Origin of the sequence: Flavonifractor sp. An100 (assembly GCF_002161175.1) — a bacterium.
In the GTDB taxonomy this organism is placed as follows: Bacteria; Bacillota; Clostridia; order Oscillospirales; family Oscillospiraceae; genus Lawsonibacter.
This window is the reverse complement of the sequence record NZ_NFMA01000015.1, coordinates 41,223-64,313: the sequence shown is the minus strand read 5'-3', so window position 1 is coordinate 64,313 and position 23,091 is coordinate 41,223. Positions and strand designations below refer to the sequence as shown.

Sequence of the window (23,091 nt, the reverse complement as noted above, 5' to 3'; positions counted from 1 at the left end):
TGTTTTCCAGTTCAAAAGCAAAGGCCCGGACAAACTGTCCGGGCCTTTTTCTCATCTTCTGCGGTAGGTGACATAGGTATACACCACTCCGTCCTGCTCCAGAGGTTCCGACTCCTCCGTCTGCTCCCAGGCCGGGTCCTCGTCCAGATTGGGGAACCAGCAGTCGGCGGGAAATTCCCGCTGGATCTTGGTCACATAGGCGATATCGCACCGGGACAGCAGGGCCTGGTACACCGAGGCCCCCCCGATGACAAAGGAGTCCTCCGGGGCCTGGGCCAGCAGCTCCTCCACCCCGGGGTACACCTCCCCGCCCTCCGGAGAGAACGAGGGGTCCCGGGACAAAATCAGGTTCCGCCGCCCCTTCAAAGGCCGCCCTCCGGGGAAGGTGGCCAGGGTCTTCCGGCCCAAAATCACCGGGTGGCCCATGGTCAGGGCTTTAAAGCGCTTCAAGTCCTCCGACAGGTAGATCAGCTGATCCCCGCCCTTTCCGATGGCCCAGTTTTGGTCCACCGCTACGATCACATTCATAGGCGTCCTCCTTCTCCGCTCACACCGCCACCGGGATCTTTCCCTCCAGGGGATGGGCCTGGTAGCCCTCCAGCTTTACGCTGGCGGGAGTGAAGGCGTAAAAGTCCGTGACCGAGGGGTCCAGGGTGAACTTGGGGGCCTCATAGGGGGTGCGGGCGATGATCTCCTTCACCGTGTCCACATGCCGGTCGTAGATGTGGGCGTCGGCGATGACGTGGACCAGCTCCCCCGCCTCCAGGCCGGAGACCTGGGCCATCATGTGCAGGAGGGTAGCGTACTGCATCACGTTCCAGCCGTTGGCGGTAAGCATATCCTGAGAGCGCTGGTTCAGGAGGCCGTTGAGGGTGTTCCCGCTGACGTTGAAGGTCATAGAGTAGGCACAGGGATACAACGCCATCTCACTCAGGTCGTGGTGGTTATAGAGGTTGGTGAGGATGCGCCGGGAGCCCGGGTCGTGCTTTAAATCCCAGAGCACCTTGTCCACCTGGTCCATGTCCCCCTGGGGGTAGTGGTGCTTCACCCCCAGCTGGTAGCCGTAGGCCTTGCCGATGGAGCCGTTCTCATCGGCCCAGGCGTCCCAGACGTGGCTGTTCAGGTCGTGGATGTTGTTGGACTTCTTCTGCCAGATCCACAACAGCTCATCCACTGCCGACTTGAGAAATTGCTTCCGGACGGTGAGAATGGGAAACTCCTTGCGCAGGTCGTAGCGGTTGACCACCCCAAAGAGCTTGATGGTGTGGGCAGGCGTGCCGTCCTCCCAGCGGGGGCGCACCTCCCGGTCGGTGTCCCACACTCCGTTGGCCAGAATGTCCCGGCAATTTTGAATGAATACCTGATCGGCGTAGCTCATGATCCTTCCTCCCGGCGTTCTAGTAAAACTCACTTTTTTGCATTGTACCATACACCCGGAGGAATGGCAACGGACGAAAAGTCCGCTGGCCTTTTTCCCGGGAGCATGATATAATTCCTTCAAGAAATGACGGCCCGTTCCAGGGCCTACGGAGGTTATTCTTACTATGTCCTGCAAAGAGGAATTTATCGAACTGTTTAAGGCCAACATCACCCGGGATGGAGCAGACAAGCTGCTGGACTATCTGGAACACAAAAGCGACTTTTTCACCGCCCCCGCCTCCGCCCGCTACCATGGTGCCTATGAGGGCGGGCTGTGCGACCACAGCGTGAACGTATACCACTGCCTGGTGGACTATCTCCAGCGGGAACGGGTACAGGAGCTCTACGGCCTGGAGTACAGTGCCGAATCCATCGCCATCGTCTCCCTGCTCCATGATCTGTGCAAGATCGGCTGCTACAAAAAGGGCACCCGCAATGTGAAGGACGAGAACGGCAAGTGGCAGGCCGTCCCCACCTACACCTTCGACGACCCCCTCCCCTACGGCCACGGGGAGAAAAGCGTATACATCGTCAACGGCTTTATCCGTCTGACCCGGGAGGAGGCCATGGCCATCCGTTGGCACATGGGCTTCTCCGGCCCCGAGGACAACCGCACCGTGGGCCAAGCATTCCAAAAATACCCCCTGGCCTTTGCCCTGGCCACCGCCGACATGGAGGCCAGCTACTTCCTGGAGGGGGAAGAGGGACTTTGATCCCAACATAGGAGAAAGGATGTGAGACCCTTGCGCGTCATGGCCATTGACTACGGCGACGCCCACACCGGCGTGGCCCTCTCCGATCCCACCGGCCTTTTGGCCGGAACGGCCACCACCATTCACAGCTGGCGGGAGGAGGAGGTATTAAAGCAATTGGTCCAAATGATCCGAGAAAACCGGGTGGATGAGCTGGTTATGGGCTTCCCCCGGAACATGGACGGCACCGAGGGCCCTCGGGCGGAGCTGTATCGCTCCTTTGCCCAAAAGTTGGAGGTGGCTTCCGGCATGCCCGTAAAGCTGTGGGACGAGCGGCGCACCACCGTGGACGCCCACCGCATTCTCCAGGAATCAGGAAAAAACGCCAAGAAACGGAAAAAGACGGTGGATGCCGTGGCCGCCTCTCTCATCCTAGAGGGCTATTTAAACTTTAAACGGCTGCGGGGCTGACCTCGTTCAGGAGGCGGAGGAAGCATGTGCCTGGCTTTTCCGCCACGAAAATGGAATACAAATAGAAATTTCAGGGAGGAACGATACAAATGGAAATCAAACATGTGTGGGCCGTCTACTTTAGCGGCACCGGCACCACCCAAAAGGTGGTCACCGCTCTGTCCAAGTCGGTGGCCCAGGGGCTGGGCTGTGACTGGCAGGAATACTGCTTCAATCTGCCTAAGGCCCGGGAGCAGGAGCTGTCTTTCGGCCCCCAGGATCTGGTGGTGCTGGGCGTCCCGGTGTATGCCGGTCGGGTACCCAACCTACTGCTGCCCTACGTCCAGGGCAAGATCAAGGGCAACGGAGCTCTGGCCGTCCCCGTGGTGCTCTACGGCAACCGCAACTTTGACGACGGCCTGATGGAGCTGCGCAATGTGGCCCGGGACAACGGCTTCCATCCCATCACCGCTGGGGCCTTTGTGGGCGAGCACTCTTTCTCCCGCATTCTGGGCACCGGCCGCCCCGACAGCGAGGACATGGCTCTGATCCAGACCCTGGCGGAGAAGACCATCGACAAGGTAAAAGCCTTGACCGAGGCTCCCGCCCAGGCAGTTGAGGTGGAGGGCTGCGACCCCATCCGCCCCTACTACACCCCCCGGGACCGCCACGGGGAGCCCATCAAGGACTTCCTCAAGGCCAAGCCGGTCACCGACCCAGACAAGTGCGTTAAGTGCGGCCTATGCGCCCGGCTGTGCCCCATGGGCTCCATCGACCCCAACGATGTGTCCAACGTGGTAGGCAAGTGCATCAAGTGCTGTGCCTGCGTGAAGAAGTGTCCCATGGGGGCCAAATACTTTGACCACGAGGGCTACCTCTACCACCAGCACGAGCTGGAGGACCAGTATGCTGGCCGCCGGGCGGAGAGCAAGATCTTCTTCTGACACCACCATTTTTAGAAAACAAGCGGAGGGCCGCAGCCCTCCGCTTGTTCTTTTTTATTACCGCTCCATCTTCCAGAATTGGGCGCTGTAGGGAGGCAGGTGGCTGCCGCCCCCAAAGTCGTGCTTCTCCCCGGTGATCAGGTCCCAGGCCAGGCCGCAGCCGGCGTCGAAGTGGGCCACGTACTCCTCCTTGTCGGCGTTGATGGCCACCAGCACCCGCTCCGAGTCAGTCTTCCGCTCAAAGATGATCTGCTTATTGGTGAGCACCACGTTGCGGTAGCTGCCGTAGCACAGAGCGGGACTGCCCTCCTTGGCCCGGGCCAGCTGGGCGATCCAGTCGGTGAGCCCGTTCCACTCCGGCCCCTCCAGGGCGGGACGCAGGGGGGCGTCGGTCCCCTGTCCCTTGTCCCCGGTGATGCCCCACTCGCTGCCGTAGTACACCGCCGGCACCCCGGGCATGCCGAACATCAGGGCGTAGGCGGGCCGGAGGTGATTGGGGTCGGTGAGCTTAGTGGCGATACGGGTGACATCGTGGTTGTCCAGGAAGGAGAGGAGATGGCAACCCTTGTAGAGGGTCCAGGGCTCCGGCCCAAACTGTCGGGCCAGGGAGTGGCCGATTTCAAACATGTTCATGGAGTTGAAGGAGGACCACAGCCCCTTGTAACACTCGTAGTTGGTCACGCTGTGGCACAGCTCCGGGCCCATCCAGCGGTTATAGTCCCCGTGGAGGGTCTCACCCATAAGGACAAAGTCCGGCTTTAAGCCATTGGTGAAGCTGCGCAGCTGCTTGAGGTACTCGGGAGGCAGGCAGTAAGCCACGTCCAGCCGCAGGCCGTCGATGTCATAGTCCTCCACCCAGGAGCGGATGGCCTCAAACTGATGTTCCACCACCGCCGGGTTCCACAGGTTCAGCTTCACCAGCTCGTTGTGGCCCTCCCAGCCCTCGTACCAGAAGCCGTCGTTGTAGTTGGTGTTGCCCCCGAAGTCCACGTGGAACCAGTCCTTGTAGGGGCTGTCCCACTTCTTCTCCTGCACGTCCCGGAAGGCCCAGAACCCCCGGCCCACGTGGTTGAACACCCCGTCCAGCATCACCCGGATCCCCGCCTCATGGAAGGCCCGGCACACCTGGGCCAGGTCCTCGTTGCGCCCCAGACGGGGGTCCAGGGTCCGGTAGTCCCGGGTGTCGTAGCCGTGGCGATCGCTGTCAAAGACCGGGTTGAGAAGGACCACGTTGGTCCCCAGCTTCTTGATATGCTCCACCCAGGGCAGCAGGCGGAGGATGCGGGACTCACACACCCCGTCGTTATATTCCGGGGCCCCACACAGGCCCAGAGGATAGATCTGATAGATGACCGATGTTTCAAACCACATGGCGCTTTCCTCTTTTCTCCCCTGAGACAGGGGGTTGGATTTCCCCTCTATCATACCGGAATTTCCCATGGGCGGCAAGTTATTTTTCTCCCCGGCGCCCCAGCAGCTCCCACAGGCCCACCGCCACCAGAAAGCCCCCAAAGCACTTGCGCAGCAGCCCCACATCCATGGTGGTGGCTGCCCAGGCCCCCAGGGCGGCACAGAGGAGCCCAGCCCCCACAGCGGGCAGGAGGGCGGACTTTTCCACATACCCGTTTTTCCAGTGGGCAGGGAGGGAGAGGAGGGCGGCGGGGAGAAAGTAGAGCAGGTTGATCCCCTGGGCCAGCCGCTGCTCCACCCCGGCGAAGGCGGTGAGGTAGACCAGCAGCAGGGTGCCGCCCCCCACCCCAAAGCCGGAGAGGATCCCGGTGACCGTCCCCGCCCCCAGGGCCAGCAGCCACGTCATCACAGCAGACACCGCACCCCTCCGTAGAGGAGGAGCAGTCCAAAGACCCGGCGCAGCCAGTCCATCCGCACCCCTTTGAACCACCGTCCTCCCAACCAGCCCCCCAGGGCGCCCCCCAGCAGGTAGGGCAGAGCCGTCCCCACTTCCAGCCCGCCCCGCCACAGGTAGATGCCCGCCGAGAGCAGGCACAGGGGAAAAATCACCGCCACCGAGGTGGCAAAGGCCTTCCGCTCCTCCAGACGGCACCATCGGGTGAGCAGAGGGACCAGCACCGAGCCGCCCCCGCCGCCAAACAATCCGTTGGTCAGCCCCGCCAGCCCCCCAGACACCAGATAGCGCCAATGTTTCTTTTCCAAGTCGCCGCCCCCTTTTTCCCTAGTTTGGCGAACTGTCTCCCTCCTTATTCCTCATGGGAACAAGCGAACCATGGCCCGTTTTTCTTAAAATTTAAGGGGCAACCAATATTTGCCCCCCAAGTTGGTGGTACGCAAGGGGGATTTTCCGGTATAATGGAGTCAAATTGATGGAGAAAGGCGCGAAAAACCATGACCTTGGGACAGCGGATTCGGGAACGGCGGGAGGCCCTTGGGCTCTCCCAAGAAAAAGTGGCGGAGCAGATGGGGGTGAGCCGCCAGGCGGTAGGCAAGTGGGAGTCGGACGACGCCCGGCCCAGCACGGAGAACCTGCTGCGCCTGGCCCAGCTCTTGGCCACCGACGTGCAGGACCTGGCCACAGGGGAAGCCGCCCCTGCCCCCAAAAAGGAATTTCCCTGGCGTCCCGCTGCACTGGCTCTGGGCGGGCTGTCCCTGGTGCTGGCCCTGCTTCTCCTGCTCCCCGGCCGGAGCAGTCCGTTCCCGGAGGGCTCCCCCTCTTCCACCGACGAGCCCCAGGTGGAGGGGGAAGCCGTTCCCCAGTATCCGGAGCGGCTCCAGCTGGAGCGGACGCGGTTATATGACTTCTCCCCCGCGCTCACCGACAGCGCCCCTGTGGAGGAGAAGCTCCCTGAGAACTGGGAGGAGGACATCCTGTGCCGGCTGTCCCTGGGGGAGGGGACGCTGCTGGCGGTAGCCGTTCCCTCCCATACACAAAGCGGCGGGGCAGCCCAGTACGACCTGTGGGCGGTGACCCGGTCCGGGCCGGAGGAGTCCTGGACCGCCCTGTGCCGCTTCGCGGAGAACTGTGAGCACCCGGAGCATCTCCAGACCGCCCCCTTCCTGCGCACCCTGGGCTACAGCGGCTGGAGGCTGACCCCTGCGGCCGCCGACTATGAGGCCAGGGGACTCCCCCCCTTCTCCTACTATTTCTCCCTGGACTCCTCCGGCGCCCCGGTGCTGGCACTCACCCTCTCCGGGACCTACTGCCGGGAATGGGACCTGGACGGGGACGGAGAGCGGGAGCTGGTGAGTCTGAGCGACTACGGCTGGGGACAGGCGCTGGAAATCTACGACCGGGCCGGGGACGGCTTTTACCGCTACGACTGGAGGGCCTATGACGACTCCAGCCTCCTTGGCCTGGATGAGGAGGGCTTTTACCTCCTCCAGGAGCTGGAAGGGCCCCGGTGGAGCAAGCTGCGGGGCAACGGTCTCTACCGCCAGGACCTGTGCGGGACGGGAGGCGACCCCACCTGGGATACCCGGACTCCCAAGGTGATGGATGTGACCATCTCCTTTGTCTACGACCAGTTCTCCCATGGCCAGGACCCCGACGCCATTCTGGACCGGGACAGCCAGGGCGCCCCCATGCCCACCGACCGGCAGTATGCCCGGCTGGCCCTCCAGTGTCTCTATGACCTCACTGGCTGGAAGCCCGACAACGTCTGGTGTCTGGCCACAGACTCCACCGTCCTCTTCTCCCTCTATGAAGACGGCTTCTCCAACCGCTCCTACTTCACCTTCGACAAGTGGTACGACCCGGAGCAGGTTCCCGGCCTGCGTCTGACCTGGAGGGAGGAGGAGGACTGGTCCCCCCTCTCCGCCGCCCAGGCCGCCCAGCACATGGGCACCGGACAGCTCACCGGGCTGGACCTGGCCCAGGCCTGGTATGACCGCCTCCCCCTCATTTCCGGCGGTCCCATTGTGGACCGGGGCACCGGCCCCTACTTCGAGCCCGCCCTGTTTTTGGCCGACGGACGGTCCTACTCGGTGGAGACCAACGATGACCTCCACGTCCTTACCCACCTCCAGGGACCATACCCTAAGGATTTTATCACCGGCTAAGGAACACCAAACGAACACAGGGACGCCCCCCGTGGGGCGTCCCTGTGTTTTTTGATTGGGTTCAATCGGCCAGTTTATCCAGCAGGGCGGCCAGCTCCTCCAGCTTCTCCTGGGGGTCGCCGGACTCCACCGCCTCCTTGACGCAGCAGCTCATATGGGCTTTGAGCACCATGCGGTTGGCCTTTTTCAGGATGGATTGGGTGGCCATGAGCTGGTTGGACACGTCCAGACAGTACCGGTCCTCCTCCACCATCTTCAAAATGCCGTCGATCTGGCCCCGGGCGGTTTTCAGCAGCCGGGTGACCTGGGCGTGGTCGGCCTTCACTGGATGGACACCACCTCATACCCCGCCTGGGTCACGGCCTCCTTCAGCTCCTCATCGGAGACGGGGGCAGCCAAGGTGACGGTGGCGCACTTGCCCTCCAGGTCGGCCTTGGCGGAGGTCACACCGCCCAGAGCGGTCAACGCCTTCTCCACATGGGCCACACAGTGGGCGCACATCATGCCCTCGATGCCAATTTTCTTTTCCATACCTTCAGTTCCTCCTTGTGGTTTTGATTGTGATGGTTCCCCTGCCGGTGCCTCCACCGGGCAGGCTCCGTTGCACGCCGCCGGCTCCTGGGAAGGGGAGGCGGGGCGGAACTTACTCTCGAAAAACCGCAGCCGTAAGGCATTGGACACCACGCACACCGAGCTTAAGCTCATGGCGGCGGCGGCAAACATGGGGTTTAGCTGGTGGCCGGTGAGGGGGACCAGCAATCCGGCGGCCAGTGGGATGCCCAGGCTGTTGTAGAAGAAGGCCCAGAACAGGTTCTCCTTGATGTTCCGGATGGTGGCCCGGCTGAGCTCCACCGCCGCGGCGGCGTCCAGCAGGTCGGACTTCATGAGCACGATATCCGCCGACTCGATGGCCACGTCGGTACCCGCTCCGATGGCCATGCCCACGTCTGCCCGGGCCAGGGCGGGGGCGTCGTTGATGCCGTCGCCCACCATGGCCACCTTCTTCCCCTGCTCCTGGAGCAGGGCCACCTGGCGCTCCTTGTCCTGGGGGAGGACCTGGGCCAGCACCTGGCTGACTCCCAGCTCCTTTCCGATGGCCTGGGCGGTGCGCTGGTTGTCCCCGGTGAGCATGACCACCTCCAGCCCCAGCTGACGGAAGGCGGACACCGCCGAAGCACTGGTAGGCTTGGGGGTATCGGCCACTGCCACCAGGCCCAGCACCCGGTGTTCATCCGCAAAGTACAAAGCGGTCTTGCCCTGGTCGGAGAGCTCCTCCGCCTTCTGGGGAAAGTTTCCCAGGTCGATCCCGCTCTCCTCCATCATGGCCCGGTTGCCCCCCAGGAAGATACGCCCCCCCAGGGTGGCCCGGACCCCCCGGCCGTGAATGGCCTGGAAACCGGAGACCGGCGCAGTGTCCAGCTTTCTCTCCCTGGCCTGCTCCACAATGGCGGCGGCCAGGGGATGTTCAGAGGGTCCCTCCAGGCAGGCGGCCAAAAGGAGCAGCCCCTCCTGGTCTATATCCTCCCCGGGAACAATGTCGGTGACCACCGGCTTGCCCTGGGTGAGGGTGCCCGTTTTATCCAGCACCACGGTGTCGATGCTGTGGAGGGTCTCCAGGGCCTGGGCGGATTTGATGAGGATGCCGTTTTCCGCCCCCTTTCCGGTACCCACCATAATGGCCACCGGGGTGGCCAGCCCCAGGGCACAGGGACAGGAGATGACCAGCACCGCCACTCCGGCGGTGAGGGCCCTAGTCACGTCCTGACCCGAGGCAAAGAACCACACCAGGGCGGTAATGGCAGCGATGGCCATGACCACCGGCACAAATACCCCCGCCACCCGGTCGGCCAGCTTGGCAATGGGGGCCTTGGAGGAGGCGGCCTCCTCCACCAGGCGGATCATCTGGGCCAGAGTGGTGTCCTCCCCCACCCGGCTGGCCTCAAAGGTAAAGAAGCCAGACTTGTTGAGGGTGGCGGCGGCCACCAAGTCCCCCGGTCCCTTATCCACCGGCAATGACTCCCCGGTGAGGGCGGACTCGTCCACCGCCGACTCCCCCTCCAGGATGACGCCGTCCACCGGGATGGACTGTCCCGGCCGGACCACCACCCGGTCTCCCACCTTCACCTGCTCCACGGGGATCTCCACCTCCGCCCCGTCCCGGAGGACGGTGGCCGTCTTGGGTGCCAAGTCCATGAGGCGGGTGATGGCCTGGGAGGTCTTGCCCTTGGAGCGGGTCTCTAGGAACTTGCCCAGGGTGATGAGGGTGAGGATCATCCCCGCCGACTCAAAGTACAGGTCCATGTGGTACTGCTCCACCAGCGCCCAGTCCCCGTGACCCAGGCCGTAGCCCATCTGGTAGATGGCAAACACTCCGTAGATAACTGCCGCCGCCGAGCCTACGGCGATGAGGGAATCCATGTTCGGTGCCCGGTGCCACAGGGTTTTGAACCCCACTTTATAGTATTTGTCGTCGAGATACATAATAGGCAGGGTGAGCAGCAATTGGGTCAGGCCGAAGGCCACCGCGTTCTCCTGCCCCGACAAAAAGCCGGGGATGGGCGCCCCCATCATATGGCCCATGGAGAGGTAGAACAGGGGGAGCAGAAAGACCAGGGAGCCGAAAAAGCGCCGCTTCATCCCGGCCAGCTCCTCCTCCATGCCAGTGCTCGCCTTGGAGGCCCCGCCAGTCTCCTTTTTTCCCGGAAGGGCGGCTCCGTAGCCCGCCTTCTCCACGGCTGCAATGATATCCTGCTCCGACAGTTGCCCCTCGTCGTATTCCGCCGACATGGAGTTGGTCATCAGACTCACTGCCGCCGTCTTGATGCCCGGCAGTTGGTTGACCGCCTTCTCCACATGGGCCGAGCAAGCCGAACAGGTCATGCCGGTAATCTCAAATTTTTGCTTTTTCATAGAGGATGCCCCTTTTTTCCCATTCAATCCCCGGTCAATAACACCCCCCGGGGGTGGGGTATTATTATCATACTGATTTTGTTCCCTTTTTGTCAAGAGGAAAATACCGGCTGTCTCCCCTCCTGTTTACGAAAACTTTAGAATTTTCCCTTTTCCTGTTTAGATTTATCCGCTACAATAAAAACAATTCCGGTGAAATCCAAACAAAAGGAGGGCCCACCATGGGACGGCGGCTCTTTCTCTTTCATACCCTCACCCTCATCGGGGCCATGGCCATCCTGCTGCTGGTCAACGGTCTGGTGGTCCACTGGGTATCCAACTTCTACCGCCATTCCACCGCCCCCTCTGACGGCGCCCAACAGGCCCAGGAGCTGCTCTCCGATCTGGACGGCTCGGAGAACGACTGGAGGGAACTGGACCGGAAGCTGAACAAGCTGGACTACAACCTGATTGTTTTGCGGGGGGAGGAGGTTGTCTTCTCCACTCTGGACCAGATTCAGGACGACCTGTACCGCCGGGTGGCCCAGGGGACGTCCTGGCCGGAAAACGGGGCCCTGGCGATGCAGAACGACAATATGGTGATCATCGGCCGCACCCTGGGGGAGCACACCCTCATTGCCCTTCCCCGACCCAATGTCCCGCCGGTGCTGGGCCGCCAGCGGCCCCAGGACGAGGCGATGATCCTGTCCATGTTTGCCAGCGGAGCGGTGGCCATCGGGGCTATCATGCTTTTCAGCCTGGCCTTCTCCCGCTATCAGATCCGGCGGATCATGCGCCCGGTCAACGCCCTCACCGACGCCGCCCGGCGGGTGGAGGCGGGGGACCTGTCCACCCCGGTGGCCTACCAGGGACAGGATGAGTTTACCTCGGTGTGTACCGCCTTTGACCAGATGCAGGTCCACCTGCTCCAGGAGCGGGAGAAAAATGCCCTCTACGAGCAGGCCCGCACCGACCTGGTAGCCGGGATCTCCCACGACCTGCGCACCCCCCTCACCTCCGTGAAGGGCTATATCAAGGGTCTGCGGGACGGAGTGGCCCAGACCCCGGAGCGCCAGCAGCAGTATCTGGACATTGCCTACCGGAAGGCCTGCGACATGGATGTGCTCCTCCAGCGGTTGTTTTACTTCTCCAAGCTGGAGACGGGCAACCTGCCCCTGTTCCCCGAACAGGTGGATTTAGGGGAATTTGTCACCTCCTTTGCCGCCGAGACCCGGGGGGAGCTGGCCAACCGGGGCGGCGACATCCAGGTGTCGGTATCCCAGCGGCCCCACCCCGTCCGGATCGACACCGAGCAGATGTACCGCCTGCTCACCAATCTGACGGAAAACGCCCTGCGCTACGCCCAGGCCAACCCCCTGCTGCTCACCATCTCCGTTTGGCGGGAGGAGGGGATGGAACACCTGCGCTTTGCCGACAACGGCTCCGGTGTGCTCCCAGAGCAGCTGCCCCACCTCTTCGAACAGTTCTGGCGGGGGGACCAGGCCCGGGGCCGGGGCCGGGGCGAGGGCAGCGGACTGGGGCTGTATATCGTAAAATATATCGTGGAGGCCCATGGCGGCGCCATTGAGGCCGGGAATGAATCGGGGCTGGTGTTTGACATCACCCTGCCCGTAGGGGAGGCTTTACCGGAACATGAACCGCATTCTGATTGTTGAGGACGACCAGGAGATCGCCATGCTGGAGCGGGACTACCTGGACATTGAGGGCTACGAGACGGTCCTGGTGAGCAACGGCCAGGACGCCGTTCGGGAGGCTCTTCAGGGGGAGTATGCCCTCATTCTGCTGGACCTGATGCTCCCCGGCTGCAACGGCTACGACGTGTGCCGGCTCATCCGGGACAAGGTGGACGTGCCCATTCTCATGGTCACCGCCCGCTCCGAGTCGGTGGACAAGATCCGGGGCCTGGGGCTGGGGGCGGACGACTACATCGCCAAGCCCTTCGACCCGGCCGAACTGGTGGCCCGGGTGAAGGCCCACTTGAGCCGCTACGCCCGCCTGACCGGCGGCGCGGCCGAGCGTCAGGACGTGATTACCATCGGAGATGTGCGCATCCTGCCCCAGAGCTGGAAGGTCTATAAGGGGGGGCAGGAGGTGAAGATGCCCAACCGGGAATTTGAGCTTTTAAAGTTCCTGGCGGAAAACCCCAACATTGTCTTTTCCAAGGAACGGCTCTTTGAGGCCATCTGGGGCTACGACTATGTGGGGGACAGCGCCACGGTCACCGTCCACATCGGCCGGGTCCGGGATAAAATCGAAGATGACCCATCCAACCCCAAGATCATCGAAACCGTCTGGGGGGCGGGCTACCGCCTCAACCGAACCTGATCGCCTGTTGAAAACGCCTCCGCTCTCTGGGAAGTGCCCGGGAGCGGGGGCGTTTTGAAATGTTTGGATTCTGTTTCGAAAAAATTTCGTTTCTTGCCTCTGACTGTTTAAATTTCCCTCATACAATAGCTTTCGCAATGAAACCACCATATGGAAAGGACGGTATCTCCATGAACCTGCCATTTCTCAAGCCCTCTCCCTCCCGCACCGACGACACTCCAGCCGTCTCCGCCCCCCGGGCTAAGGGCTTTTGGAAGCGAATCCGATCAAAACGTATCCTAGCCCTGCTCCTGGTTGTTGTGCTGATTGGGGTAGGAGCCTCTCACTTCCTGGGAGGGGGAGGCGGGACCGCAATGGCCGCCGACCTGACCTACACCACCGCCTCGGTGGAACGGATGGACATCACCTCCACCATCACCGGCAGCGGCACCCTGGAGGCCGCCGACTCCTATTCGGTGACCACCCTGCTGGAGGACACCATCCTCACCGCCGACTTTGAGGAGGGGGACCAGGTGGAGGAGGGCACCGTGCTCTACACCCTGGACTCCTCTGACGCCTCCAGCTCCCTGGAGCAGTCGGAGATCTCCCTGAACCAGGCCCAGCGCAGCTACGAAAAGCAGCTGGAGAACCAGGCCGACCTGAACGTCGCCGCCACCGCCTCCGGCCGGGTCTACTCCCTGGATGTGGAGGTGGGGGACGAGGTAAATGCCGGCCAGACGGTGGCCACCGTCCGCAACTCCGACGTGATGACCCTGGAGCTCCCCTTCCCCGCCGACGAGGCCGTCGGCTTCTACGTAGGTCAGGGAGCCACTGTCACCCTGGACTCCACCTTCGAGACCCTGTCGGGCACCATCTCCCAGGTCAGCGGAAACGTGGAGGTCCTCACCGGCAACGTCCAGGTCCGCACCGTCACCATTGATGTAGAAAACCCCGGCGGCCTGTCCACCGCCCAGAGCGCCACCGCCGCCGTGGGCTCCGTCACCAGCACCTCCAGCTCCACCTTTACATACAGCCAGGAGAAATCCATTACCGCCAAGGTATCCGGCGAGGTGGCCTCCATCCAGGTCTCCGAGGGGGACTGGGTGGACAAGGGGGATACCCTGGTGGTTCTCACCAGCAGCGACGTGTCCGACTCGGTCCAGAGCGCTTCGGAATCCCTGCGCAACGCCGAGATCAATCTGGAGAACCGCTACCAGCAGCTGGATGACTACACCATCACCGCTCCCATCAAGGGGACCATCGTGGATAAGTATTACAACGCCGGAGAGATCACCGAGTCCAACCAGGTGCTGTGCACCATCTATGACCTGAGCTACCTCACCATGACCCTCAGCGTGGATGAGCTGGACATCGCCTCCATCGCCGTGGGCCAGACCGTCACCATTACCGCCGACGCTGTGGAGGACACCGTCTACGAGGGTGTGGTCACCAAGGTGAGCGTGGCGGGCACCTCCTCGGGCAGCGCCACCACCTATCCCGTCACCATCCGCATCGACGAGACCGACGGACTCCTTCCCGGCATGAGTGTGGACGCCACCATAACCCTGGACAGCGCCACTGATGTTCTGGCCGTCCCCTCCGCCGCCCTTCAGCGGGGCAACACCGTTCTGGTCACCGCCGACTCCCCCAGCGCCGCCAACGGCACCCCCGTCACCAGCGGAGAGGAGGGAGAAACCGAGACTACCTACTACTCCGTCCCGGTCACCGTTGGGGTAGGAAACGATGACTACATCGAAATTACCTCCGGCCTGCAGGAGGGGGACACCGTGGCCTACATCGCCACCAGCTCCTCCGGTGACAGCTTCCAGATGGGCATGATGCCCGGCGGCATGGGCGGCGGCATGATGGGCGGCGGCGGCATGCCCAGCGGCGGCGGCGGCATGCCTGGCGGCGGCATGGGAGGGCGCTGACATGGAACCCCTCATTGAATTTCGCCAGGTATGCAAGTATTACCACATGGGAGACACCACTGTGGTGGCCGCCGACCACATCTCCTTTCAGATCTTCAAAGGGGAGTTTGTGGCCATCGTAGGCTCCTCCGGGTCGGGCAAATCCACCTGTATGAACATCATCGGCTGCCTGGACGTCCCCTCAGAGGGGACCTACCTCCTCAGCGGACGGGACGTGGGCAAAATGAACAAAAATGAGCTGGCCGAGATCCGCAATGAGCTTTTGGGCTTTATTTTCCAGCAGTATAACCTGCTGCCCAAGCTCAACTTGGCGGAAAATGTGGAGGTCCCCCTGATGTATGCCGGGGTCAACAAACTGGACCGCCGCCGCCGGGCCCTGGAATCCCTGGAGCGGGTGGGGCTGCGGGAGAAGTGGCGCCATAAGCCCAGTCAGCTCTCCGGCGGCCAGCAGCAGCGGGTGTCCATTGCCCGGGCCCTGGTGGGCAACCCCTCGGTGATCCTGGCCGACGAGCCCACCGGCGCCCTGGACTCCAAGACCGGCCGGGAGGTGCTCGCCCTCCTCCAGGACATCCACGCCGCGGGCAATACCGTGGTCCTCATCACCCATGACAACTCCATCGCCGTCCAGGCCCAACGGATCATCCGCTTGGAGGACGGCCAGGTGGTCTACGACGGCCCCTCCGACGCCCCCGAGGCGGTGGTCACCCCCCGGGCCGCCGGAATCCGGCAGGGAGGTGGAGACGCATGAGCATTTGGGAATCCTTTACCCTGGCGGTGAAAAACATCGTCTCCAGCAAGACCCGCACCCTGCTGACCATGCTGGGCATTATCATCGGCGTGGCCGCCGTTATCGTCATTGTGGGCCTGGGCAACGGCCTGGAGGGCTACATCACCGACAGCTTTTCCGCCATGGGCACCGATACCCTCACCGTCACTGTCATGTCCCGAGGCTCCACCCGCACCCTCAGTGTGGACGATATGTATGCCATCGTGGAAGAGAACAGCGACTATCTGGACCTGTGCTCCCCCACAGTGGCCATGATGGGCTATGTGAAAATCGGCGCTGAGACCATCAGCTCCACCTCCTGCATGGGGGTGAGCGAGGACTACCTCACCATCAAGCACTATGACATTGCTCAGGGCCGGAACCTGCAATACAGCGACATTGCCCTGCGCAGCAAGGTGTGCGTCATCGGCGCCTACCTCAACCAGGCCTACTTCGGTGGAAATGCCGTGGGCCAGACCCTGCGGGTGGGCGGCCAGACCCTCACGGTCATCGGCGTGATGGAGCAGCAGGAGGACAGCATGGACGAGGGAGGCGCCGACGACTGCCTGTACCTGCCCTACTCCACCGCCTCCCGCATCTCTGGCGAGGTGAGCAGCTACACCGTCACCATGCAGAGCGAGGACCAGATCACCGCCAGTGTGGAGGTCCTGGAAAACGCCCTCTACCAGGTCTTTGCCAGCGACGACTACTACACCGTCACCAGCATGGCTGAAATGCTGGAGACCATGACCGACATGGTGGATATCCTGGTCTATGTTCTGGCTGGCATCGCCGCCATCTCTCTGGTGGTGGGCGGCATCGGCATCATGAACATCATGCTGGTCTCCGTCACCGAGCGCACCCGGGAGATCGGTATTCGCAAGTCCCTGGGTGCAAAGGAGCGCTACATTATGGAACAGTTCGTCATCGAGGCGGCCACCACCAGCGCCCTGGGGGGTATCCTTGGCATTGTGCTGGGGGACGGCCTTTGCGTGATAGCCTCCCGGGTGGTCACCTCCGTGATGGAGGCCACCCTCACCGTCTCCCCCACCATCGGAGCGGTGCTGCTGGCCTTTGGCATCTCCGTAGGCATCGGAGTTCTCTTCGGCTACCTGCCCGCCAAAAAGGCCGCCGCCCTCAACCCCATCGACGCGCTGCATTATGATTAACGGAAAAGGAGATCTGTGAGATGAAACATCGACTGCTTTCCCTCCTCACTGCAGGAGTGTTGACCTTGTCTCTGTGTACCGGCGCCCTGGCCGTGGACAGCTCTACCAAGCTGGAAGCGGTGCGGGTGCTGGGCATCATGGCCGGAGACAGCTCCGGCAATCTGAACCTGTCCTCCAACGTCACCCGGGCTCAATTTGTCACCATGATGACCGCCGCCTCCCCCTACCGGGACTCCGTGGGCAGCGGCTACGGGGTGTCCCTGTTCAAGGATGTGAAGAGCGATCACTGGGCCAGCGAGTACATCCGCCTGGCGGTGGAGCAGGGCTGGATGAGCGGCTATGTGGACGGCACCTTCCGCCCCGACCAATCCATCACCCTGGAGGAGGCCTGCACCGCCCTGCTGCGGCTGCTGGGCTATGACTCCTCCTCCCTGGCCGGCTCCTTTCCCACCGCCCAGCTGTCCAAGGCCAGCGCCATCGGTCTGCTGGATGATGTGACCGCTACCCAGGGCCAGACTCTTACCCGGAGCGACTGTGTGGAGCTGTTCTACAACCTGCTGCTGTGTCAAAACAGTACCGGAGCTACCTACGGCACCAGCCTGGGCTACTCCATCTCCAACGGCGAGGTGGACTACGCCACCCTGGTCACCGCCGACACCAAGGGGCCCTATGTGGCCACCGGCAGCGGCTCCCTCTCCCTCCCCTTCTCCTCCTCCGCCGCCACGGTCTATGTGGACGGGGCGCTAGGCTCCCTGAGCCAGGTGGAGCAGTACGACGTGTACTACTACAACGCCAACCTGTCCACCGTCTGGGTCTACACCACCCGGGTCACCGGCACCCTCACCTCCCTCTCCCCCAGCGCCGCCGCCCCCACCGCCGTCACCGTGGCCGGAGTCACCTATGACATCGACTCCTCCTCCTCCGCCTATAAACTCTCCAGCCAGGGCCAGTTCTCCCAGGGTGACCTGGTCACCCTTCTGCTGGGGATGAATGGGGGCGTAGTGGACGTCATCTCCCCCCATGAGAGTGAGACCACTTACTACGGCGTGGTGGTATCCAGCTCCAAGGCCGCCTCCTCCTCTTCCACCGCATCCTCCTCCACCACCAGCGTCCAGGCCTCCACCCAGGTGGCCTGCTCCGACGGCACCGTCCGCACCTTCTACCACTCCGGCGGCGTCCAGTCCACCGGCAAGCTGGTCTCCGTCTCCGTCACCCAGTCGGGCACCACGTTGAAGAGCTTACAGGAAAAGTCCCTCTCCGGCTCCTTCTCCTCCGACGGTTCCACCTTCGCCGGCTATGGCCTGTCCGGCTCGGTGGAAATTCTGGACACCGACTCCAACGGCGGCTACGCCCGGATCTACCCCTCCCGTCTGGCCGGATGCAAACTCTCCGGCGACGAGGTGCGCTACTACACCCTGGACTCCAACGGAGACATTGACTGCCTCATTTTGGACCAGGCCACCGGCGACACCATGACCTACGCCTATGTCACCTACGCGGAGAAAAACTCCACCGACACCTCCGTCTCCGGCAGCTACCAGTACATTCTGGATGGAACCACCTATTCCCTAAACACCAACGGGGCCTACAGCATTTCCACTGGCGGCGCCCTCCTCACCTATGAGGACGGACAGCTCAAGAGCATGCGCCAGCTCTCTTCCGTCACCATTACCGAGCTGACCAGCCTCACCGCCACGGCGGGGAATCAGGAGTATGACCTGGCGGAGGACGTTCAGGTGCTGCTGAAGGACACCGCCTCCAACCAGACCTACTACGCCACCACCCTCTCCCAGATCAACACCTCCGACTACACCCTGAAGGGGTGGTATGACAGCTTCGGCTACTCCGCCGGAGGCCGCATCCGCATCCTAGTGGCCACCCCAAAATAACTCCAAAAGCATAAAAAACAGCTGTGCCGGACCTCCACACGTCCGGCACAGCCGTTTTATGTTCGATTCTGTATGATCAAGAATTGTGATGGGACAAGCGTTCCAGCTGCCGCTGGGGGATCAGCTCCCGGAAGAAGGAGAGCTGAGGCAGGGCGTTGAGCAGCAGGGAGCCCAGGATGTAGCAGGCAGCCAGCTCGCCCAGGCCCACGGTAAAGGCGTTGAAGGCGTAGGCGGGCCAGAAGGCGGCGGTAAAGCCCGCCTCAAACCAGGCGATCTCCGCTCCCACGATGACGGCGTTGCAGATCACCGGAGGCAGGGGGGCCAGCCAGCGGTTGGGCATGTGCTGGGTCCACAGGCAGGCCAGCAGGGTGGCCAGGGAGCCGCACACCACGTCCAGGGGATAGGGAGAGAAGAGGTTGGCGATGATACACCCGATGAACAGCCCCGGGGTGGCTGCTGGGAAGAGGAAGGGCAGCACCGTCATGGCCTCGGCCAGACGGATCTGGATGCCGCTGTACTGGGGGATGGGCAGGGCCACGGTGAGCACCGCGTACACCGCCGCCAGCACGGCGGCCAGGGTCAGGTGCCGGTTGGACATTTTGGACATAAAAAAGCCTCCATTTTCTTATTTAGAGAACGGTGGGAGACCACCGAACGAACACAGAAGAACCTAGGTGTTTACTGGGGCTGTGGGCCGATCACGCCTCGGTCCCTTCGCGGTCGGGTCGCTAACCCCTCCGACTCCGCCGGCAAACACTCGGGCCTTCGGCCCTCCTTGGTTTGCCCGCATCCGCTCCGGGCTTAGCTCCCCTGCTCAGGGATTCGGCGCTTCCTTCCGTGCTTGGACGAGGTGTGGAAGAAACTCGTCAACAGGCATCTTAGCACACATTTTTTCCCTTGTCCAGCCCCAGCCCTTGCCAGTACCCCCTCTTTCGTCCTATAATAACCTCAAAATGCTGCACTTCATTTTCAGGAGGTCCCCTATGGACGAACAGAAACAACCCATTACCAATCCCGAACTGCTCTCCGCCGTGGAGCGGATGAACCGGGAGAGCTCCCGGCCCAGCCGGGAAGCCGTGCTGGACCTGGTCATCTCCTCCGCCCGCTTCCTCGCCCCGGTCACCATTACCCCCGACCCGGATGCCGCTGGCTCAGAGGAGGCCCTGGGCACCGGTACCGCCATCCAGTTCCAACTGCTCCCCAATCAGGACGGCCAGCCCTTCTTCCCTGCCTTCACCGGCTGGGAGGAGCTGCGCAAGCTCTGCGGCCCCAAAAACCAGCAGGTGCTGGTCCTCTCCTTCGATGACTACGCCGGCATGATCCTCCGGGACAACCGGGCCGCCGGTTTTGTGGTGGACCCCTTCGGCTGCTGCCTGTCCTTTGACCGCTCCATGGTGGGACATCTGGCCCAGAGAAAAGCCCAGCAGGCCTCCTGCGGCCAAGACGCCTAACGGCTCCCCCTCCCTTGCGGAAAAATTTTTCGTTTTTCTCGATTTTGGTGTTGACAAAGGAGTTAGCTCGTGCTAATCTATGGTTGGTTAGAGATGGGTAACTCCTCCTCACACCTCCCTGCTTTCTTCCCCCTCACAATGAAATTCCACTCTGACCACCAGAAATCCGCTGGGCAGGCATCCCCAGCGGAGAACCCCGGCCGTGAGCATACACGCGGCCGGGGTTTTTATTTTGCCGAGAGAAAAGTTTTTCTTCCCCAGCACAAATAGGTATGTTACAATACAAGCAATAACTTTTTACCCATGGGAGGTGGCGCCATGTTCATCAAAAACCCGGAATACTTTCTCGCCATCGTCAAGGAGCGCAGCATTTCCAAGGCCGCGGAACGGCTCTACCTCTCCCAGCCCTACCTCAGCCAGTACCTGGCTAAGCTGGAGGCCAATTTGGGCGTTATGCTGCTGGACCGCTCCCACACCCCCCTGCGCCTCACCCCGGCCGGTGAGGTGTTTCATGCCTACCTGGAGCGGCAGAACTTTTTGGACCAGCAGCTGGTCAGCGACCTGCGGGATTTAAAGGACAAGCGCCGTCCGGTGCTCCACATTGGAGTCTCCCCCTGGCGGGGCTCCACCCTGCTGCCCGACGTGCTGCCCGAGTTTACCAAACACTATCCCGATGTGCAGGTGGTCCTCCACGAGGCCCCTGTCCCCCATCTGGCCCAGTTGGCTGAGGACAGTGTCACCGACTTCTGCTTTATGCAGATCCCCGACGACCTGACCGCCCTGACCTATGAGACTCTGATGCGGGAACGGATCTTCCTCATCGGCCACCGGGACCACCCCCTGCTCCAGGACCTGGAGAGCACCTACGACCAGCCCCAGCCCTTCCCCGACCTGCGCGCCCTGGAATATGAGCGGCTCATCATGCTCCCCCCCGACTGGCGGCTGTCCAAGCTGCTCCACAACACCTTCTCGGTGCACAATCTGGAGCCTCAGAATATCCTCATCACCACCAATAACACCACCGCCATCAACCTGGTGGCGGAAAATATGGGCTTTGCCTTCCTCCAGGCCAGCGGCATCGCCCGCACCCCCTATCTGGACCGGCTGCGCTGCTTTACCATCGGGGACCCGCCCCTCACCTGCCCCATCACCGTCACCTACAAGAAAAACGGGTTCCTCTCCCCAGCCGCCCGCACCTTCATCGACCTGACCAAGGAGCGCTACAGCCCCTTTAACTACCCCCTGTAGCTGCCCACATTTTCTCCCCCTCCAGCCTCTTGACGGGGCGTTGGGGCCGTGATACACTACATTCAGCCATACAACTGACGGAAGTGGAGCGACCACATGGAGTATGGCGGGACGTTATGCGTCCTTTTTGCCGACCGTCTGGGCGCACTAAGCTGAAACTGGTGCGCCCTTTTTTTATCCTTAGGGCGCAGGAAGAAAGGGGTATTTGTTATGAAATCTGACATCGAAATCGCCCAGAGCGCCAAGATGCTTCCCATCGGCCAGGTGGCCGCCCAGGCTGGGATCTCTGAGGAGCTGCTGGAATATTACGGCCGCTACAAGGCAAAAATCGACATCACCCCGCTGCGGAACAAGCCCCGGAAGGGCAAGCTGATCCTGGTCACCGCCATCAACCCCACCCCCGCCGGAGAGGGGAAAACCACCACCTCCGTGGGGCTGGCCGACGCCCTGCGCCGGCTGGACAAAAATGTGCTGCTCTGCCTGCGGGAGCCCTCTCTGGGCCCGGTATTCGGCGTGAAGGGCGGCGCGGCCGGAGGCGGCCTGGCCCAGGTGGTGCCCATGGAGGACATTAACCTCCACTTCACCGGGGACTTCCACGCCATCGGTGCGGCCAACAATCTGCTGGCCGCCATGCTGGACAACCACATTCAGCAGGGGAACGCCTTGGGCATCGACGTGAAGAAAATCACCTGGCGGCGCTGCGTGGACATGAACGACCGGCAGCTGCGCAACATCGTGGACGGCCTGGGCGGCCGGATGCAGGGCGTCCCCCGGGAGGACGGCTTTGACATCACCGTGGCCAGCGAGATCATGGCCGTTTTGTGTCTGGCCACCGGCCTGAAGGACCTGAAGGAGCGGCTGGCCCGGATCATCGTGGGCTACACCTACGACGACAAGCCCGTCACCGCCGCCGACCTGAAGGCCCAGGGTGCCATGGCCGCCCTGCTGAAGGATGCCATCAAGCCCAACCTGGTCCAGACCCTGGAGAACACCCCCGCTCTGGTCCACGGCGGCCCCTTCGCCAACATCGCCCACGGCTGCAACTCCGTCTCCGCCACCGACACCGCCCTGAAGCTGGCCGACTATGTGGTCACCGAGGCGGGCTTCGGCGCGGACCTGGGTGCTGAGAAGTTTTTGGACATCAAGTGCCGCTGCGCCGGCCTCCACCCCGACGCGGTGGTGGTCGTGGCCACAGTGAAGGCCCTGAAGTATAACGGCGGCGTGGCCAAGGCCGACCTGGGCAAGGAGAACGTGGCCGCTCTGGAAAAGGGCCTGCCCAACCTCCTCAAGCACGTGGAGAACATCACCCAGGTCTTCGGCCTGCCCTGCGTGGTGGCCATCAACCGCTTTGTCAACGACACCGACGCCGAGCTGGAGCTCATTCGCTCCAAGTGCCGGGAGCTGGGCGTCCACGTGGCCCTGTCCGAGGTGTGGGGCAAGGGCGGCGAGGGCGGCATCGACCTGGCCAACGAGGTGCTGCGCCTGACCCAGCAGCCCAACTCCTTCACCTTTGCCTACCCCCTGGAGGCCTCCCTCAAGGAGAAGATCCAGGCCGTGGTGGAGAAGGTCTACGGAGGAACGGACGTTTCCTACACCCCCGCCGCCGCCAAGGAGCTGGCCCGTTTGGAGAGCCTGGGCTTTGGCTCCCTGCCCGTGTGCATGGCCAAGACCCAGTATTCCCTCACCGACGACCCCACCCAGTTGGGCCGACCTTCCGGCTTCACCATCCACATCTCCAAGGTGAAGGTGTCCGCCGGAGCGGGCTTTGTGGTGGTTCAGACTGGGGAGATCATGACCATGCCCGGTCTGCCCAAGGTGCCTGCCGCCGAGAACATCGACGTGGACGAGAACGGGGTCATCTCCGGCCTGTTCTGATTTCCAGATTC

The 23,091-nt window shown here is 62.5% G+C and carries 21 protein-coding genes and 1 riboswitch; of the genes, 13 read left to right on the top strand and 8 right to left on the bottom strand.

Annotated elements, in window-relative coordinates; genetic code table 11:
• Positions 1-51: 51 nt before the first annotated feature.
• Positions 52-528, bottom strand: coding sequence for a dihydrofolate reductase (locus B5E43_RS09720; RefSeq protein WP_087396224.1), 477 nt, complete (start codon positions 526-528; stop codon positions 52-54).
• A 19-nt stretch (positions 529-547) separates the two neighbouring features.
• Positions 548-1,378: a thymidylate synthase gene (gene thyA, locus B5E43_RS09715; protein ID WP_087396222.1), complete on the bottom strand. Its 831-nt coding sequence runs from the start codon at positions 1,376-1,378 to the stop codon at positions 548-550.
• A gap of 166 nt (positions 1,379-1,544) precedes the next feature.
• Between thyA and B5E43_RS09710 the strand changes: the two genes are divergently transcribed.
• From B5E43_RS09710 to B5E43_RS09700, 3 genes are all read left to right on the top strand, one after another.
• The gene (locus B5E43_RS09710; RefSeq protein WP_087396221.1) at positions 1,545-2,132 is read left to right on the top strand and encodes a hydrolase; all 588 of its coding nucleotides are present in this window, start codon (positions 1,545-1,547) and stop codon (positions 2,130-2,132) included.
• Between the two features lie 21 nt (positions 2,133-2,153).
• Positions 2,154-2,582, top strand: coding sequence for a Holliday junction resolvase RuvX (gene ruvX, locus B5E43_RS09705; RefSeq protein ID WP_343214295.1), 429 nt, complete (start codon positions 2,154-2,156; stop codon positions 2,580-2,582).
• A gap of 89 nt (positions 2,583-2,671) precedes the next feature.
• Positions 2,672-3,505 carry an EFR1 family ferrodoxin gene (locus B5E43_RS09700; protein ID WP_087396217.1) on the top strand — a complete coding sequence of 278 codons (834 nt, stop codon included), beginning with the start codon at positions 2,672-2,674 and terminating at the stop codon, positions 3,503-3,505.
• A gap of 57 nt (positions 3,506-3,562) precedes the next feature.
• On the opposite strand, the gene B5E43_RS09695 is transcribed toward B5E43_RS09700, so the two are convergent.
• From B5E43_RS09695 to B5E43_RS09685, 3 genes are all read right to left on the bottom strand, one after another.
• Positions 3,563-4,876, bottom strand: a complete 1,314-nt coding sequence (locus tag B5E43_RS09695) for an alpha-amylase family glycosyl hydrolase (RefSeq protein WP_087396268.1) — start codon at positions 4,874-4,876, stop codon at positions 3,563-3,565.
• Positions 4,877-4,955: 79 nt separating this feature from the next.
• A complete protein-coding gene (locus tag B5E43_RS09690; RefSeq protein WP_242964790.1) occupies positions 4,956-5,333 on the bottom strand; it encodes a sulfite exporter TauE/SafE family protein in 378 nt (125 codons plus the stop codon).
• The gene (locus B5E43_RS09685) at positions 5,321-5,677 is read right to left on the bottom strand and encodes a sulfite exporter TauE/SafE family protein (RefSeq protein ID WP_087396213.1); all 357 of its coding nucleotides are present in this window, start codon (positions 5,675-5,677) and stop codon (positions 5,321-5,323) included. Before B5E43_RS09685 ends, B5E43_RS09690 begins: the two co-directional genes overlap by 13 nt.
• Before the next feature lie 189 nt (positions 5,678-5,866).
• On the opposite strand from B5E43_RS09685, the gene B5E43_RS15340 reads away from it, so the two are divergent.
• Positions 5,867-7,537, top strand: a complete 1,671-nt coding sequence (locus B5E43_RS15340; RefSeq protein WP_206406976.1) for a helix-turn-helix transcriptional regulator — start codon at positions 5,867-5,869, stop codon at positions 7,535-7,537.
• Between the two features lie 61 nt (positions 7,538-7,598).
• On the opposite strand, the gene B5E43_RS09675 is transcribed toward B5E43_RS15340, so the two are convergent.
• Positions 7,599-7,862 (bottom strand): metal-sensing transcriptional repressor, encoded by a 264-nt coding sequence (locus B5E43_RS09675; protein ID WP_087396211.1) that lies wholly within the window; start codon positions 7,860-7,862, stop codon positions 7,599-7,601.
• Positions 7,859-10,447, bottom strand: a complete 2,589-nt coding sequence (locus tag B5E43_RS09670; protein ID WP_087396209.1) for a heavy metal translocating P-type ATPase — start codon at positions 10,445-10,447, stop codon at positions 7,859-7,861. The genes B5E43_RS09675 and B5E43_RS09670 overlap by 4 nt, the downstream gene beginning before the upstream one ends.
• 221 nt (positions 10,448-10,668) lie before the next feature.
• Here B5E43_RS09670 and B5E43_RS09665 point away from each other — a divergent pair, with 221 nt between their 5' ends.
• The 6 genes from B5E43_RS09665 (at position 10,669) to B5E43_RS09640 (ending at position 18,506) form a co-directional block, all read left to right on the top strand.
• Complete coding sequence (locus B5E43_RS09665) at positions 10,669-12,102, top strand: HAMP domain-containing sensor histidine kinase (protein WP_087396207.1); 1,434 nt, start codon at positions 10,669-10,671, stop codon at positions 12,100-12,102.
• A complete protein-coding gene (locus tag B5E43_RS09660) occupies positions 12,080-12,772 on the top strand; it encodes a response regulator transcription factor (protein WP_087396205.1) in 693 nt (230 codons plus the stop codon). Before B5E43_RS09665 ends, B5E43_RS09660 begins: the two co-directional genes overlap by 23 nt.
• A 170-nt stretch (positions 12,773-12,942) precedes the next feature.
• Positions 12,943-14,682 (top strand): HlyD family efflux transporter periplasmic adaptor subunit, encoded by a 1,740-nt coding sequence (locus B5E43_RS09655; RefSeq protein ID WP_158099015.1) that lies wholly within the window; start codon positions 12,943-12,945, stop codon positions 14,680-14,682.
• Position 14,683: 1 nt separating this feature from the next.
• Positions 14,684-15,430 carry an ABC transporter ATP-binding protein gene (locus B5E43_RS09650; protein ID WP_087396200.1) on the top strand — a complete coding sequence of 249 codons (747 nt, stop codon included), beginning with the start codon at positions 14,684-14,686 and terminating at the stop codon, positions 15,428-15,430.
• Positions 15,427-16,617, top strand: coding sequence for an ABC transporter permease (locus tag B5E43_RS09645; protein ID WP_087396197.1), 1,191 nt, complete (start codon positions 15,427-15,429; stop codon positions 16,615-16,617). The genes B5E43_RS09650 and B5E43_RS09645 overlap by 4 nt, the downstream gene beginning before the upstream one ends.
• 20 nt (positions 16,618-16,637) lie before the next feature.
• Positions 16,638-18,506 carry an S-layer homology domain-containing protein gene (locus B5E43_RS09640; protein ID WP_087396194.1) on the top strand — a complete coding sequence of 623 codons (1,869 nt, stop codon included), beginning with the start codon at positions 16,638-16,640 and terminating at the stop codon, positions 18,504-18,506.
• Positions 18,507-18,582: 76 nt separating this feature from the next.
• Here the strand turns inward: B5E43_RS09640 and B5E43_RS09635 are convergent, their stop codons facing one another.
• On the bottom strand, positions 18,583-19,113 hold the full coding sequence (locus tag B5E43_RS09635) for a QueT transporter family protein (protein ID WP_242964789.1): 531 nt from the start codon (positions 19,111-19,113) through the stop codon (positions 18,583-18,585).
• Between the two features lie 376 nt (positions 19,114-19,489).
• On the opposite strand from B5E43_RS09635, the gene B5E43_RS09630 reads away from it, so the two are divergent.
• The 3 genes from B5E43_RS09630 (at position 19,490) to B5E43_RS09620 (ending at position 23,080) form a co-directional block, all read left to right on the top strand.
• Positions 19,490-19,957 carry an SseB family protein gene (locus B5E43_RS09630; RefSeq protein ID WP_158099014.1) on the top strand — a complete coding sequence of 156 codons (468 nt, stop codon included), beginning with the start codon at positions 19,490-19,492 and terminating at the stop codon, positions 19,955-19,957.
• 318 nt (positions 19,958-20,275) lie between these two features.
• Complete coding sequence (locus tag B5E43_RS09625) at positions 20,276-21,205, top strand: LysR family transcriptional regulator (protein ID WP_158099013.1); 930 nt, start codon at positions 20,276-20,278, stop codon at positions 21,203-21,205.
• Between the two features lie 60 nt (positions 21,206-21,265).
• A riboswitch (ZMP/ZTP riboswitch) is annotated at positions 21,266-21,356 on the top strand.
• A 59-nt stretch (positions 21,357-21,415) separates the two neighbouring features.
• A complete protein-coding gene (locus tag B5E43_RS09620) occupies positions 21,416-23,080 on the top strand; it encodes a formate--tetrahydrofolate ligase (RefSeq protein WP_087396188.1) in 1,665 nt (554 codons plus the stop codon).
• The last annotated feature ends 11 nt before the right edge of the window (positions 23,081-23,091 follow it).